Below are 14405 nucleotides of genomic sequence, written 5' to 3' on the forward strand. Positions count from 1 at the left end.
AGAGGACTCCACAGCAGCACTGGGGGAATCGCTAACGGGCGGGCGATGAATCCGGGGATGATCACTTGGTCGTCAGACGCTCCAGCAGGACCAACTGGGACGCAAAGCGCTCTTCGCCCGGTGCCGGCTGATTTTGCAGGTAACGGCCATCGGGCTGCAAGACCCAGCTCTGACAGTTGTCACGTAAACAGGCATCAAGGTCATCTTTCAGTCGTGCGACCAGGTCCTTGTCCTCCACCGGGAACGCCACCTCAACCCGGTTCACCAGGTTGCGGACCATGCCGTCAGCGCTGGAGCAGTAGACTTCCGGCTTGCCGTTATTGCCGAACCAGTAGACCCGGGTGTGCTCCAGGAAGCGCCCCACAATAGAACGGACCTGGATGTTCTCCGATAAGCCCGGAACGCCGGGGCGCAGACAGCAGATGCCCCGGATGACCAGGTCAATCCTTACCCCAGCCTGGGAGGCCCGGTAAAGGGCAAGCATGACCCCCGGGTCGGTCAGCGCATTGAACTTGAAGATGATATGACCCTTGTCACCATACTCCGCCTCCCGGTCGATCAGTTCGATGATACGCCTGTGCAGGGTAAAGGGTGCATGGAAGAGCTTCTTGATCTTCAGGGCCTTGCCCATGCCAGTGAGCTGCTGGAACAGCTTGTTGACGTCATCGCCAAGGGCATCGTCGGCAGACAGGAAACTGTAGTCGGTGTACAGCCGGGCATTGCCGGCGTGGTAGTTACCGGTACCCAGGTGCACATAGCGCTTCAGGCGCCCTTCTTCACGGCGCACGATCAGGATCATCTTGGCGTGGGTTTTGTAGCCTACCACGCCATAGACCACCACCACGCCAGCTTCTTGCAGGCGACTGGCCAGTTCCAGGTTTTCGGCTTCATCAAAACGGGCCCTCAGCTCAATGACAGCGGTTACCTCCTTGCCACGGCGGGCGGCGTCCATCAGAGCCTCGACAATCTCGGAATCCGCGCCGGTACGGTAAAGGGTCTGGCGGATCGCCAGCACCTGCGGGTCCTTGGCGGCCTGGCGCAGGAAGTCGATCACCGGGGTGAAGCTTTCATAGGGGTGCAGCATGAGAATGGGCTGCTTGCGGATGGCGTCGAAGATCACTTCCTTGTTGCGGATCTGCTTCGGCAATGCCGGAGAGAAGCCCGGATAGGTCAGGTCAGGCCGATTCACCAGGCCACTGACCGCCATCAGCCGGGTCAGGTTCACGGGCCCGTGAACCTTGTAGAGATCCCGCTCGGTGAGGCCAAACTGATGCAACAGGAACTGGACCAGCTCCTCCGGGCAGTTGTCCGCCACCTCCAGGCGCACACCGTCACCAAAGCGACGACTGAGCAGCTCGCCCCGCAAAGCCGAGGCCAGGTCTTCCAGGTCGTCTTCCAGCTCGAGGTCCGCGTTCCGGGTCAGGCGGAACTGATAGCAACCCTTGATCTCCATACCCGGGAACAGCTCGTCTGCATGGGCGTGGATCATGGACGACAGGAACACCAGGTTGTCGCCCCCGTCGCAGACGTCGTCCGGCAATCGCACCAGTCGCGGCAGGGAGCGGGGCGCCGGCACAATGGCCATACCCGTCTCGCGACCGAAGGCATCCTTGCCGTCCAGCTCGACGATAAAGTTCAGGCTTTTGTTCACCAGGCGGGGGAACGGATGTGAAGGGTCCAGCCCGATGGGATTGACCACCGGCAGGATTTCATCCTCGAAGTACTGACGCACCCAGTCCGCCTGGGCCGGGGTCCAGTCCCGGCGCCGGACGAAATGAATATTCTGCTGCTCCATCTCGGGAATCAGCACCTTGTTGAGAATGTCGTACTGTTCGCTGATGTACGCATGGGCCACCTGGCTGATTTCCGCCAGCACCTGTTCGGGTAACATGCCGTCAGGCCCCACCATCTCGCGACCGTACTTCATCTGCTGACGCAGGCCGGCAACACGGATCTCGAAGAATTCGTCCATGTTGGAACTGAAAATGCACAGGAAGATCAGCCGGTTTATCAGCGGATGGTGCTCATCCAGCGCCTGCTGCAGCACCCGGTAGTTGAACTGCAGGTGGCTGAGTTCCCGGTTGAAGTAGTTCTCCCGGGCGGTGAGGTCCAGCACCTGCTCCGGCACTTCCACCGGCTCGGGTACGGCAGCCACTTCGCCAACCTTGCTCACCTCCGGAACCGGATTCATGGCCATGTCAGTCCCCCTTCAACAAGCGCGCTGCCCGCACCGCAAAATAGGTCAGGATACCGTCCGCACCGGCACGGCGCATGGCCACCAGGCTTTCCATCATCACCTTGTCACCATCCAGCCAGCCATTCTGGGCAGCCGCCATGTGCATGGCGTATTCACCACTGACCTGGTACACAAAGGTGGGCACCTGCAATTCTGTTTTAACCCGGCGGACGATATCCAGGTAAGGCATGCCCGGCTTGATCATGACCATGTCAGCGCCTTCAGCCAGGTCCATGGCCACCTCATGCAGTGCCTCATCACTGTTGGCAGGGTCCATCTGGTAGGTTTCCTTGCTGCCCTTGCCAAGATTACCCGCGGAGCCTACCGCATCCCGGAACGGACCATAGTAGGAAGAAGCATACTTGGCGGAATAGGCGAGGATACGGGTGTTCACGTGGCCAGCGGCCTCGAGCGCATCACGGATCCCGGCTATGCGACCATCCATCATATCCGAGGGCGCCACCATATCAGCGCCCGCATCGGCATGGGATAATGCCTGCTTCACCAGGGCTTCCACGGTGCGGTCATTCAGCACATAACCGTTCTCATCGAGAATGCCGTCCTGGCCATGGGTGGTAAAGGGGTCGAGAGCCACATCGGTAATCACACCCAGCTCCGGGAAGCGCCCCTTGAGTGCCCGTGTGGCACGCTGCGCCAGGCCTTCCGGGTCCCAGGCGCCAGAACCTTCCAGGTCCTTCTTTTCAACCGGCACCACCGGAAACAGGGCCAACGCCGGGATACCCAGTGCAACCACCTCCTCCGCGTGCTCCAGCAGAAGGTCGATGCTCAGACGCTCTACCCCCGGCATGGAGGGCACAGCTTCCCGTTGCCCCTCCCCTTCCAGCACAAAGACCGGGTAGATCAGGTTACCCACACAGAGCTGGTTTTCCCGCACCAGGCGGCGAGAAAAATCGTCCACGCGGTTCCTGCGAAGGCGGGTCCGGGGGTAATGGCGGTTCGGGAGTGAAAACACGGAATGCCTCCATAACTGGGTTGTTTAACCATCTATCATACACGTCAGGATGTTACCGGGGGATGAACCGGAACATAAGAGGGTATGTGTGGCCAGGAAAAGGGAAAGGCCCGGAACGGGCAATCGACCGGCAAAACGGGAGGCCGGCAGGACGCCCCCAAACCGGTCAGTGCGCTACGCCCTGGAAGTTGTCACAACCGGAGCGTAGCGGGAAGGTCTCTATGACAGGCTGCGGTTGTTGAAACCGACATCCACCTTACGGGGAGCGTCCACTCTGAAACTGGTGTCCACTTCCTGGATCTGGCCACCCTGACTCAGGAAAGCCTGGATATCCGCCTCCAGCTGGGCCCTGATTCGTGCCCGCCCAGCCACTGAATGGTTGTCTTCTGATTCGTTCCAGCTGCTGGAAGATTCCAGGCTGTTTTCGTCGAATTCACTCATGGTTACTCTCCATCAGCGAAGACCCGGGGACCGTCAGTGCAAGACAATGGCCCCCTGTGTTCAATGAAACGCGCACCGGCGGGGCCGACTACCGTTTCCTGTTCGGCGCCTGAGGCATTGCGTGCATGGGCGCCTTGGCGTCTTTATAATCGTGTTTGGATGACAGCGCTATCTTGCCGCAACGGCTTTTTTGTAACTTTTTGTAACCGCCAGTTGCGCGCCAAAGATTCTGGTTTTTTATACAACAAATACAAACAGATACAACGATGAGGCTCGACATGAACGCCAAGCAGCCAAACACCCCTGGAACACTCTTTGAGCCGGACCCCTGGCTGGCCCAGACCCATGAGGTGCTGAATCAGCCCCCCGCCCTGGAAAACTACAACCTGTTCCTTCAGGACAAGGCTCTGCAAGAGGCTGTTGAGCGCGAAGGGGCCAGCTGGGCCCGGCAGGAACTGGAAGCCTTTGGCAAGCTGGCCGGGCTCCGTGAAACCATTGAACTCGGGTTCCTGGCCAACGACAACAAACCATCGTTCCACACCCATGACCGTTTCGGCCACCGCATCGATGAGGTCCGGTTCCACCCGGCCTACCATGAACTGATGCGCCTGGCCATGGAACACGGGCTGCACAGCAGTCCGTGGCAGCAACCCGGAGAGGGTGCCCACGTCGCCCGGGCCGCCAAGTACTACCTCCACACCCAGGTGGAGGCCGCCCATGGCTGCCCCGTTACCATGACCTTCGCGGCAATGCCCTCAATCATGAAGCAACCCGAACTGGCAGAACTCTGGGCGCCGAAGATCCTGCACCGGGACTACGACCCACGCAACGTGCCGGACAGCGAGAAGCAGTCCGTCACCATTGGCATGGCCATGACCGAGAAACAGGGCGGCAGCGATGTTCGGGCAAATACGACCCGCGCCCTGCCCACCGGCAAGGAGGGCCCGGGCCAGGCCTATGAACTGGTAGGGCACAAGTGGTTTGTTTCCGCCCCCATGTGCGACGCCTTCCTGGTACTCGCCCAGGCCCCGGGAGGGCTGTCCTGCTTTCTGATGCCACGCTGGCGCCCGGATGGCACCAAGAACCCCTGGCAGATCCAGCGCCTGAAAAACAAGATGGGCAACGTGGCCAATGCCTCCAGTGAGGCGGAACTTCGCGGCGCCCTGGGCTGGATGGTCGGTGAGGAAGGCCGGGGGGTGCCCACCATCATCGAGATGGTGGCCATGACCCGCTTTGACTGCATGGTGGGCAGCTCATCCGGTATGCGCCAGGCCACCGCCCAGGCCCTGCATCACTGTCATCACCGCAGCGCGTTTGGCGCCAGGTTGAGTGATCAGCCCCTCATGCAGAACGTACTGGCGGACCTGGCAGTGGAGAGCGAAGCTGCCATGGCCCTGACCATGCGCGTTGGCCGGGCCCTGGACGCAACTGACAACGAACAGGAGAAACTGCTCCTCCGGCTGGCCACCCCGGTGGGCAAGTACTGGATCTGCAAGCGCACCCCCAACCAGGCCTATGAGGCCATGGAGTGCATTGGCGGCAGCGGTGTAATGGAGGACTGCATCATGCCAAGGCTGTTCCGGGAATCTCCGGTCAACGCTATCTGGGAGGGCTCCGGCAACGTACAGTGCCTGGACACCCTCAGAGCGCTGCAGAAATCACCGGAAAGCCTGGATGCCTTCATGGCGGAAGTGAACCTGGCCGTAGGCAGTGACCAGCGCTTTGACGCTTTCGTCAACCAGCTACAACAGGATTTCGGCGCTGCCATAGGTAACCCCCAGCAGATCGCCTTCCAGGCAAGGGACCTGGTGGATCGGCTGGCGGTATCCCTGCAGGCATCACTACTGATACGCAACGCTCCCGCTGCAGTGGCAGACGCGTACTGTGGATCACGGATTGCAGGCCAGGGCATGCACAACATTGGCGCCTTGCCTGCCGGTATAGACGCCCGCGCCATTATCGAAAGGGCCACCCCCCATGTCTGAGAAGTTCCGGCAACTGCTGGCGGCGCGGGAACCCGCGCCTGCCACCATTACCCCCCATATCGGTGTTGTCACCCTGCAGTTCCAGTTGTATGGGGTTGAGGACCTGAAGGCCAAGCGCAAGGCTTTCACTCCCATGCGAGCCATCTGGGGCAAGGAGCCGGACCTGGCCGTGGCCGAGACCGGCGATTTGGAGGCTCTGGACAGTGCTGTCTGGACGATTGTCGCAATCGGCGGTACCTCACAGCAGCTGACCGCCCGTCTGGACCAGGTAGAGAAAGCCATCGAACAGCGCATTGACGCCCCGGTTCTGGAGGTCCACCGGGAACTGCTTTGAGCCGTCTTAATTAACGGCCGCGACATCCATCGAGCAGACGCTCGCTTGGCAAGTCGCCGTATCACGCCGTATACTACGCGGCCCTGAACACGGACTGACAGCACCCTGCCACGAAGCGCAGGGCCTGTTCCGCACAGGGGTTGAGGACTCTAACCCCTGTTGATTGTTCCGCTGAATTCGCCGGGCATCAGGAACCGCCCCGGGGATCCCACTGACTGTGTGGCGCGTATGACCGGTAAGAAAAAGTCAGCCCAGGCGTCGGTAGAGGCCATGTACCGGGTATTTACCGTACCCGAGGCCCCCGAATCCACCCTGAGCCGGATCGACCAGAATATCTCGGGCAACCTTACCGGTTTCCTGCAGGAACATATTGTCGCGGTTGAACGTGACCTCAGCGAAGTGGAGAAGTACTTCGCCGATTCGGCCATCCCGGAAAAACCCATCTTCGTTTCCGAGCAGGCCCAGTTCCTGCTGGACAAGCTGGTCGCCAACTCGGTCCACACCGCCTCCCCCAGCTTTATCGGGCACATGACCTCGGCGCTGCCCTATTTCATGCTGCCGCTGTCCAAGATCATGATCGCCCTGAACCAGAACCTGGTGAAAACCGAAACCTCCAAGGCCTTTACGCCCATGGAGCGCCAGGTGCTCGGAATGATTCACCGGCTGGTGTACCAGCAGGATGGTGCCTACTATCGCAAGTGGATGCACGACCCCCGCCATGCCCTGGGCGCCATGTGCTCGGGCGGCACCATAGCCAACCTGACCGCCCTGTGGGTCGCCCGCAACCGGGCATTCCCGGCGGAAGGCAGTTTCCGTGGCCTGCACCAGGAAGGTCTGTTCCGGGCGCTCAAATACTATGGCCACGAAGGCATCGCCATCCTGGTTTCCCGCCGGGGCCACTATTCCCTGCGCAAGGCCGCCGATGTACTGGGCCTGGGCCGCGACGCCCTGATCCCCATCGACACCGATGACGAGAACCGCATCCAGATCGACGCCCTGCGGGACAAGTGCCTGGAACTCCAGCGCCAGAAGGTCAAGATTATGGCCATTTGCGGTATCGCCGGCACTACCGAGACCGGCAACGTCGACCCGCTGGAAGCCATGTCGGACGTCGCCCGGGAGTTCGGCGCACACTTCCACGTGGACGCCGCCTGGGGTGGGCCGACCCTCTTCTCTCGTCAGCATTCGCACCTGATGCGGGGCATCGAGAAAGCCGACTCGGTCACCTTCGATGCCCATAAACAGCTCTACGTACCCATGGGGGTAGGCCTTGTCGTGTTCCGCGACCCCACCATGGCCAGCGCGGTGGAACACCACGCCCAGTACATCATCCGCAAGGGATCCCGGGACCTGGGTAGCACCACCCTTGAAGGCTCCCGTCCGGGCATGGCCATGCTGATCCACTCAGGCCTGAAGATCCTGGCGCGGGAAGGCTACGAGATACTGATCAATCAGGGTATCGAGAAGGCCCGCACCTTTGCGGACATGATCCGGGAGGAGCCGGACTTCGAACTGGTCACCGAACCGGAACTGAACATTCTCACTTACCGCTATGCTCCCGCCCGGGTGCAGCAGGCCCTGGCTGCGGCGAGCCCGGAACAGGCCGAACGCATCAACATGAGCCTGAACCGGGTCACCAAGTTCATCCAGAAAACCCAGCGGGAGCGGGGCAAGGCGTTTGTCTCCCGGACCCGGCTGGAGCCGGCCCGCTATGGCCACTTCCCCTGCATTGTGTTCCGGGTGGTCCTGGCCAATCCGCTGACCACCAAGGATATCCTCCACGATATCCTGGAAGAGCAGAAAGAACTGGCTGGTGTGCCGGGACTGAAGGACGAGATGGATATTCTTTACCAGCACACAGAGGCTGTGCTGGGTGGGCCCGTGGCCAAGAGGGCCTGAGGAAGGGGTTTACAGGAGTCGACTAAATCTGATGGTGAAGGCGACCGGGCAGGTGGGGGATGCTTTTTCCGCCGCAATTCAGGGGCCATCCCTGGCACCCGCCTTGCTCCGCGCCATCCATGGCGCTGCTCCAAAAGCATCCCCCACCCACCCGATCACCCGTAGATGTGAGTTAGCTGCCAAAAACTGCCTCTTCAACAGTGGTCAAACACCGAAATCAGTAAAGCGCTTCCTCATCATCCAGTACGTCGTCGAGAATCTCCAGGAACATCCTGTCCGCCTCACTCCAGTTCTCGGGAATGCGAACCGTGGTTGAGGCACTGATCTCGTCAGCCACCAACTGGTGGGCATCCGGCTTGCCCCGGTGCTTGCGGGCCACCTCGACGCACTTTACCGCCACCGTGGGATCACTCAGCACCTTCTTGATAAAAACCCTCAGCTCGCCAATCACCTTCGCCTGGCGACTTTCATTTGCTGTGCTCATAGACATCTCCGGAAAAGTTCAGGGAAAGGACAGACAAGAGTATGCAGTATTCGCTGCCACCACGGCCAGCCGCGCTCACGCACGCCAACAGGCATGACCGCCCCGACAGGACTGCTGGACACCAGCCTGCCGGGAACAGGATCAGATCATAAGGCCACGGATGGTGAAGTACAGGATAGCCGCGAGGATTGCGGACACCGGCACGGTGATCACCCAGGCGGCGGCAATACGGATCAGGTGGGAACGCTTGACCAGCTCTTCCCGGTAGATCTTCTTGAGCCTCTTGCGCTCCTTCTTGGACAGGGGGATATCCTGCTTGTGCTTGCGGGCTTCCTTCAGCAGGGCCTCCATTTCCTCCACTGTGGCATTGCGGAAATCGTCCAGGAAAGGCTGCAGCCGGGCCCGTTCTTCCTCGTCGTGACGATCCAGCATGGTATGAATCTGGCTGGCGTAGCTGCGCTTGAGGTATTCACGCAGGAAGCCCACACCAAACACACCGCCAATGGCAATATGGGTTGAACTCACCGGCAGCCCCAGCTGGGAAGCCAGGATGACCGTGAGCGCTGCTGACAGGGCCACACAGAAGGCCCGGGACTTATCCAGCTCGGTAATCTCGGAGCCCACCACCTTGATCACCCGGGGTCCAAACAGCAACAGGCCAACTGACAGGCCCAGGGCACCTACCATCATGACCCACAGCGGGATAGACGCATCAGAAACGATGCTGGATGCCGCCAGGGCGTCATTGATCGCTGCCAGCGGGCCGATGGCATTGGCCACGTCGTTGGCGCCATGGGCAAAGCTCAACAGCCCCGCCGCAAAGATCAGCGGCCAGACAAACAGGGCGTTTACCCCATCGGTGTTGTTTTCCATGGTGGCGGCTCGCCGACTGACTCTTACCCGCACCAGAATGAACACAACCGCCGCCACAGCCAGGCCCACCAGGGTGGCACCGAGAAAATCCACAGAGATGATTTTCTTGACGCCCTTGATCATCAGGTAGGTGCCGAAAGCCCAGGCCATGATGGCCACCAGCCAGGGGACGAAGCGGCGTGCACTTGCTACCAGGTCTTCCTGGTATAGGATCGTTCTTTTGATGGCGTAGAGGAAAAATGCCGCAATCAGGCCGCCAAGGACAGGGGAAATCACCCAGCTGGCGGCGATTTTGGCCATCACCGACCAGTCCGCAATACCCCAGCCACCGGCTGCGATCCCCGCACCCAGAACGCCCCCGACAATTGAGTGTGTGGTGGACACCGGCGCACCCATCCAGGTCGCCAGGTTGAGCCACAATGCACCAGCCAGCAGGGCGGCAGTCATCAGCCAGACGAAGGTATTCACGTCATCCAGTCGCTCAGGAGCGATAATGCCGCCCTTGATGGTGGATACCACGTCACCACCGGCAATAATGGCCCCTGCGGCTTCGAACACCGCCGCCAGCATCACCGCTGCAAACAGGGAGATAGCACCGGACCCCACGGCCGGGCCCACGTTGTTGGCCACGTCGTTGGCGCCGATGTTGATGGCCATATAGCCTGCAATCACCGCTGCCGCAACCAATAGCGGCTTGCCGGTCATATCACCGCCGATCTGGGTTACCACTAACCCGACGATTGCGAGGAAAATAAGGCTGATGCCAATGCGGTAACGTTCCGTCGTCTGGCTGGTCAGCACCTGGTCCATGAATCCGGATGATTTCGCCATTACGGGTTTCTCATGCAGCAGATTGGAGGGCGGCACTATAAAATTTCTGACACCAAATTGAAACAAACCGCCCTTTATTTGTAGCCGAGTATAGACGCCCGCACCTGCCCCTGCCGCGCTCTTCAATCCATCCGCCCCGAGGATTCTGTCTGACGCTTGAGGAGCCGTCCGCCCCCGGCTAAGATGACGCCCCTCAATCCAGTGCCGAGGCCAAGACTCCATGACCGAGATCCAGATCCTGGTGGGCAGCGTATACGGCGGCGCCCTGATGACCGCCCGCAAGCTCCGGGACGAACTGTCCGGCGAGGACGTTCGCATCACCGTACACGAAAGACCCACGCTTGCCAGCCTGACTGACACCAACGGCCCGGTGCTGGTATGTACCTCGACCACAGGCCAGGGAGAAGTGCCCGAAAACCTGCTGCCGTTCTACGTCGAGCTGCGGGAAACCCTGCCCCTGCAGGAAGGCCGGCCTTTCGGCGTGATCGTACTGGGAGACAGCTCCTACGGAGACACCTTTTGCGGTGCCGGTGAACTCATGGAGGAGGCCCTGCTGGAAGTCGCTGCCCGCAAAGTTGGCGACACCCTGCGTATCGATGCCATGGAGACCATGCAGCCGGAAGCAGAAGCCCTGCCCTGGGCCAGGGCGTGGCTTGAACAGGTAAGGTCCACCGATCGCTGATTGGTGGCACGCCCATAGCGCGAACCCCATCACACAACATCCCGTTACACACTGGCACTATCCTGCAACATCTGGTGGCAACATGACGCTTGTGTAAGCGTTTTGTAATCTTGATACTCGTTCGAAAGATTGCCCCCACGACACGCTTCCAAAGACAGGATTCCTGTGCGGCGAACGGCGCTACTGACATCACTGCTGGCCATGCTCTGCCTGTGCGGCCCTTCAGCATGGGCTGCCAGCGCAGCATCCGGGGCACTGGTGTCTGTCGAGTACCTGCGACTGGCTCCGGGCCAGGCCAACCTTTCCCCTGAAGCGGCCCTGGCCAGCGGCGACTGGCAGACGCTGCCGGGACGCACGCCGAATTTCGGCTATGAAACGGACACCTTCTGGTATCGGATGGAGATATCACCAGGACACAGTCGCCGGATACTGGAAATCGCCTACCCGCACCTGGACGACGTCCGATTCTGGCTAGTGAACGAGGGTAAGCCCGGCGAGCTAACACGCACCGGTGACCGACTGCCTTTCCGCGAAAGACCACTGCCCCACCCAAACTTCCTGTTTCCCATTGTCGGGGAGCCGGGCGCCAGCCAACAGATTCTGCTGCGAATCCAGACCGAAGGCGCACACCATGTGCCGATGCAATTACTCGAAACCGGCGAGCTGTTCCTGCAACTGTCCCGGGAAGACCAGCTCCACTCCCTTTATTACGGCACCCTGGTCACCATCACCCTGTTCAGCCTGGTCGTGTTCGTCTCGCTGCGGGAAAAAATCTACCTGTATTACCTGGCCTCGACGGCAAGCTTCCTGTTACTGCTGGCCTCCCTGCGAGGCGTTACCTACCCGGTGCTCTGGCCCGGCAGCCCGGCGTTACAGAACTACAGTATCCTGGTCGCCATACCCCTGGCGCTGATCTCCATTGTCCTGTTCTCGCGGACCTTCCTGCGCCTTAAACAGGTAGGCGGCTGGATCTACTATGCGGTGCAGGTGGCCCTTTACATCGACATACTCGCTCTGATCGGCGTGGCGGCGCTCGACTACAACCTGTCTGTCCGGTTCTCGGTGGCCGTCGGGCTGGTGACCTGCCTGCTGCTGGCCATTATTGGCCCGGTGCTCTGGTTACGCAACCATCCGCAGTCGGGTATCTATACACTGGCCTGGGGCGCGTTGACCCTGGGTTGCCTGATCACCGGCGCCAACATATACGGACTGCTGCCCAACAGTTTTATAACCACCTATGGCCTGCAGCTGGGCTCAACCCTGCAGGCGGCAGTGCTCACCATGGCCCTGGCCAATCGCATCTACCAGGAGCGAGAGTCCCGCACCCGTTCCCGGGAGGCTGAGCTGGCAGCTGTGTCAGCTCAGCGCAGGGCGGAGCAGCGGGTCATGGACCAGGCCATGCGGGACCCTCTCACTCATTTGCCCAACCGGGCCTGCTTTGAACTGAACGCCAGCGAAAAACTACACCTCTGCCCCGGCCGGCGCTGGGCGATCTGCGTTGTAAAACTTGATAACCTGGCAGCCGTTACCAAGACCCTGGGCCACCGCAATTCGGATCGCTTGCTGGAGCTGGTCAGCCTGCGCCTGCACCAGATCGCACGGGACCTGCCGGGGATACAGTCCATTGGCACCAAAGAGCAGGACTGCCTGGGGGTGCTGGAGCCGTCTACCTTCGCCTATCTGATGGATGCGGGCACCGCTTCAGCCAATCCCCGCCAGATCGCCCGCAGCATGGAACAACTGCGCGAACCCATTGATTACCTGGGCATGCAGGTTCCCATGGATTGCTGTATCGGGGTGGCCCTGTTCCCGGACCACGGCAAGGACCTCAATACACTGGTGAGACAGGCCTATGTGGCCCAGGAAACACCGATCGCCCGGGAGAAGGGACTTGCCTTTTACGACCCGGCCAGGGATCCCTACAGCCCTGAACGGCTCACCCTGGTGACCGAACTGCGCAAGGCTATCGACGAAAACCAGCTGGCCCTCTGGTTCCAGCCCAAACGTTGCCTCAAACGCAATGAGATTGTCGGAGTCGAAGCACTGATCCGCTGGCCGGGGCGCCAACCGACAGTGTTCGCCGACGAGCTCATTGCCGTAGCAGAACAAAGCGGCCTGATCCGGCCCCTGACCCGCTGGGTCATGGAACAGGCACTGGGGGCGCGAAAGGTATTGCTGGAGGCCGGCCTGGATCTGACCGTATCCATCAACATCTCCCCCAACAACCTGCGAGAGCGGGACTTCCCGCTGTTTGTCCAGCGCCTGATGACCAGCCACCACCAGCACCGGGGCCGGTTGATCCTGGAGGTTACCGAAACGTCCATGATGCAGGATCCCGCCAACTCCATGCGCACCCTGCGCTCGCTGGACCATGCCGGCATTCCCCTGGCCATCGACGACTTCGGTTCCGGCTACTCGTCCCTGTCCTATATCAAGCAGCTGCCCGCCTGTGAGGTGAAGATTGACCGGTCACTGATTACCGACCTGCTGTCTCACATTGATGACCGCATTATCGTGAAGACCACCATCGATATGTGTCACAGCCTGGGCTACCAGGTGGTGGCGGAAGGTGTCGAAGACGAGGAAACCACGGAACTGTTGCGGGAGATGGACTGCGACATGATCCAGGGGTACGTACTGGCCAGGCCACAACCCCTGCCTCACCTGATCAGCCAGCTCCGGCCGGAAGCCGGCACCTCCGCGCTCTGACAACTACCGGGGATACCGGTTGGGAGATTGCCAGCTGCTACCATCGGCAGCTGGCGGTGGGCGTCATTTCTTCGCAGGCTTTCGCTGACGAATCAGCGCCTCCTGGGCAGTGGAGGCCACCAGAATGCCATCCTGGTTGAACACGCTGCCCCGATTGAAACCACGGCCACCCGCAGCACTGGGACTGTCCTTGTCATACAGCAGCCAGTCGTCCATACGCAGGTCCCGGTGGAACCAGATGGCGTGGTCCAGGCTGGCCACCTGCATGCTCGGCGTCATGAAAGTAACGCCATGGGGGTTCAGGGAGGTGCCGAGGAACGCGAAATCCGATGCGTAGGCCAGCAGGCAGCAATGCAGGATGCGGTCATCCGGGAGCTCCCCTTGGGCACGGAACCAGCTCTGCTTGTGGGGCGACCGTTTGTCCGGGTCCAGCGGATTGACCGGGTCAACCGGCCGGATTTCAATGGGTCGGTTGCGGGTGAGCTGGTTATGGAACTTCTCGGGAACCCGGTCCAGCAGCTCCCGGTTCAGTTCCTGCTCCGTCTTCAGTGACATGGGGTCGGGCACACCCGGCATGTCGATCTGGTGATCGAAACCGTCTTCCTCTACCTGGAAAGAGACAGACCCGGTGAGGATCTCCTTGCCTTCCTGCCGGGCGATCACCCTGCGCACCGAGAAGCTGCCACCATCACGGACCCGCTGCACTTCATAGTCGATGGGCGCCCTGGCGTTGCCGGGCCGCAGAAAATACGCGTGCATGGAGTGGGGCATGCGGTCTTCAATGGTGCGGGTGGTGGCCATCAGGGCCTGGCCCAGCACCTGCCCACCGAAGAGGTTGGGAAAACCCAGGTCTTCACTCTGTCCCTGGAAATGATCATCGCCAATAGGCGCAAGATCCATTAATTCAACCAGTTCTCTGGTAACGTCCAGCATGCCTGCTCCTGAAAATTCATCTGGC

Annotated in this window: 11 protein-coding genes; 5 read left to right on the forward strand and 6 right to left on the reverse strand. The window is 60.7% G+C overall.

Annotated features, from left to right (window positions below; genetic code table 11):
* Positions 1-61: 61 nt before the first annotated feature.
* From ppk1 to LJ360_RS17545, 3 genes are all read right to left on the reverse strand, one after another.
* Positions 62-2191: a polyphosphate kinase 1 gene (gene ppk1, locus LJ360_RS17535; RefSeq protein ID WP_091853285.1), complete on the reverse strand. Its 2130-nt coding sequence runs from the start codon at positions 2189-2191 to the stop codon at positions 62-64.
* Between the two features lie 7 nt (positions 2192-2198).
* Positions 2199-3209, reverse strand: coding sequence for a porphobilinogen synthase (hemB, locus tag LJ360_RS17540; protein ID WP_264994573.1), 1011 nt, complete (start codon positions 3207-3209; stop codon positions 2199-2201).
* A 219-nt stretch (positions 3210-3428) separates the two neighbouring features.
* Positions 3429-3650, reverse strand: coding sequence for a hypothetical protein (locus LJ360_RS17545; protein ID WP_091853227.1), 222 nt, complete (start codon positions 3648-3650; stop codon positions 3429-3431).
* Positions 3651-3928: 278 nt separating this feature from the next.
* Here LJ360_RS17545 and LJ360_RS17550 point away from each other — a divergent pair, with 278 nt between their 5' ends.
* The 3 genes from LJ360_RS17550 (at position 3929) to panP (ending at position 7868) form a co-directional block, all read left to right on the forward strand.
* Positions 3929-5635 carry an isovaleryl-CoA dehydrogenase gene (locus LJ360_RS17550; RefSeq protein WP_091853287.1) on the forward strand — a complete coding sequence of 569 codons (1707 nt, stop codon included), beginning with the start codon at positions 3929-3931 and terminating at the stop codon, positions 5633-5635.
* Positions 5628-5969, forward strand: coding sequence for a DUF503 domain-containing protein (locus tag LJ360_RS17555; protein WP_091853229.1), 342 nt, complete (start codon positions 5628-5630; stop codon positions 5967-5969). The genes LJ360_RS17550 and LJ360_RS17555 overlap by 8 nt, the downstream gene beginning before the upstream one ends.
* Before the next feature lie 228 nt (positions 5970-6197).
* The gene (gene panP, locus LJ360_RS17560) at positions 6198-7868 is read left to right on the forward strand and encodes a pyridoxal-dependent aspartate 1-decarboxylase PanP (protein WP_091853231.1); all 1671 of its coding nucleotides are present in this window, start codon (positions 6198-6200) and stop codon (positions 7866-7868) included.
* Positions 7869-8085: 217 nt separating this feature from the next.
* Here the strand turns inward: panP and LJ360_RS17565 are convergent, their stop codons facing one another.
* Positions 8086-8352, reverse strand: coding sequence for a hypothetical protein (locus LJ360_RS17565; protein ID WP_091853233.1), 267 nt, complete (start codon positions 8350-8352; stop codon positions 8086-8088).
* Positions 8353-8493: 141 nt separating this feature from the next.
* Positions 8494-10056: an inorganic phosphate transporter gene (locus LJ360_RS17570; RefSeq protein WP_091853235.1), complete on the reverse strand. Its 1563-nt coding sequence runs from the start codon at positions 10054-10056 to the stop codon at positions 8494-8496.
* Between the two features lie 220 nt (positions 10057-10276).
* Between LJ360_RS17570 and LJ360_RS17575 the strand changes: the two genes are divergently transcribed.
* Positions 10277-10738, forward strand: a complete 462-nt coding sequence (locus LJ360_RS17575) for a flavodoxin domain-containing protein (RefSeq protein ID WP_264994574.1) — start codon at positions 10277-10279, stop codon at positions 10736-10738.
* 165 nt (positions 10739-10903) lie between these two features.
* Positions 10904-13447 carry an EAL domain-containing protein gene (locus LJ360_RS17580; protein WP_264994575.1) on the forward strand — a complete coding sequence of 848 codons (2544 nt, stop codon included), beginning with the start codon at positions 10904-10906 and terminating at the stop codon, positions 13445-13447.
* Positions 13448-13510: 63 nt separating this feature from the next.
* Here the strand turns inward: LJ360_RS17580 and LJ360_RS17585 are convergent, their stop codons facing one another.
* Positions 13511-14380, reverse strand: a complete 870-nt coding sequence (locus LJ360_RS17585) for an acyl-CoA thioesterase (protein ID WP_264994576.1) — start codon at positions 14378-14380, stop codon at positions 13511-13513.
* Positions 14381-14405 lie beyond the last annotated feature (25 nt).

This window comes from Marinobacter sp. AN1 (assembly GCF_026013985.1).
In the GTDB taxonomy this organism is placed as follows: domain Bacteria; phylum Pseudomonadota; class Gammaproteobacteria; order Pseudomonadales; family Oleiphilaceae; genus Marinobacter; species Marinobacter segnicrescens.

Excerpts from the sequence above, each read along its gene's own strand:
- ppk1 (WP_091853285.1), bottom strand. The coding sequence starts at position 2,191 with ATGAATCCGGTTCCGGAGGTGAGCAAGGTTGGCGAAGTGGCTGCCGTA.
- LJ360_RS17545 (WP_091853227.1), bottom strand. The coding sequence starts at position 3,650 with ATGAGTGAATTCGACGAAAACAGCCTGGAATCTTCCAGCAGCTGGAAC.
- LJ360_RS17550 (WP_091853287.1), top strand. The coding sequence starts at position 3,929 with ATGAACGCCAAGCAGCCAAACACCCCTGGAACACTCTTTGAGCCGGAC.
- LJ360_RS17555 (WP_091853229.1), top strand. The coding sequence starts at position 5,628 with ATGTCTGAGAAGTTCCGGCAACTGCTGGCGGCGCGGGAACCCGCGCCT.
- panP (WP_091853231.1), top strand. The coding sequence starts at position 6,198 with ATGACCGGTAAGAAAAAGTCAGCCCAGGCGTCGGTAGAGGCCATGTAC.
- LJ360_RS17565 (WP_091853233.1), bottom strand. The coding sequence starts at position 8,352 with ATGAGCACAGCAAATGAAAGTCGCCAGGCGAAGGTGATTGGCGAGCTG.
- LJ360_RS17570 (WP_091853235.1), bottom strand. The coding sequence starts at position 10,056 with ATGGCGAAATCATCCGGATTCATGGACCAGGTGCTGACCAGCCAGACG.
- LJ360_RS17575 (WP_264994574.1), top strand. The coding sequence starts at position 10,277 with ATGACCGAGATCCAGATCCTGGTGGGCAGCGTATACGGCGGCGCCCTG.
- LJ360_RS17585 (WP_264994576.1), bottom strand. The coding sequence starts at position 14,380 with ATGCTGGACGTTACCAGAGAACTGGTTGAATTAATGGATCTTGCGCCT.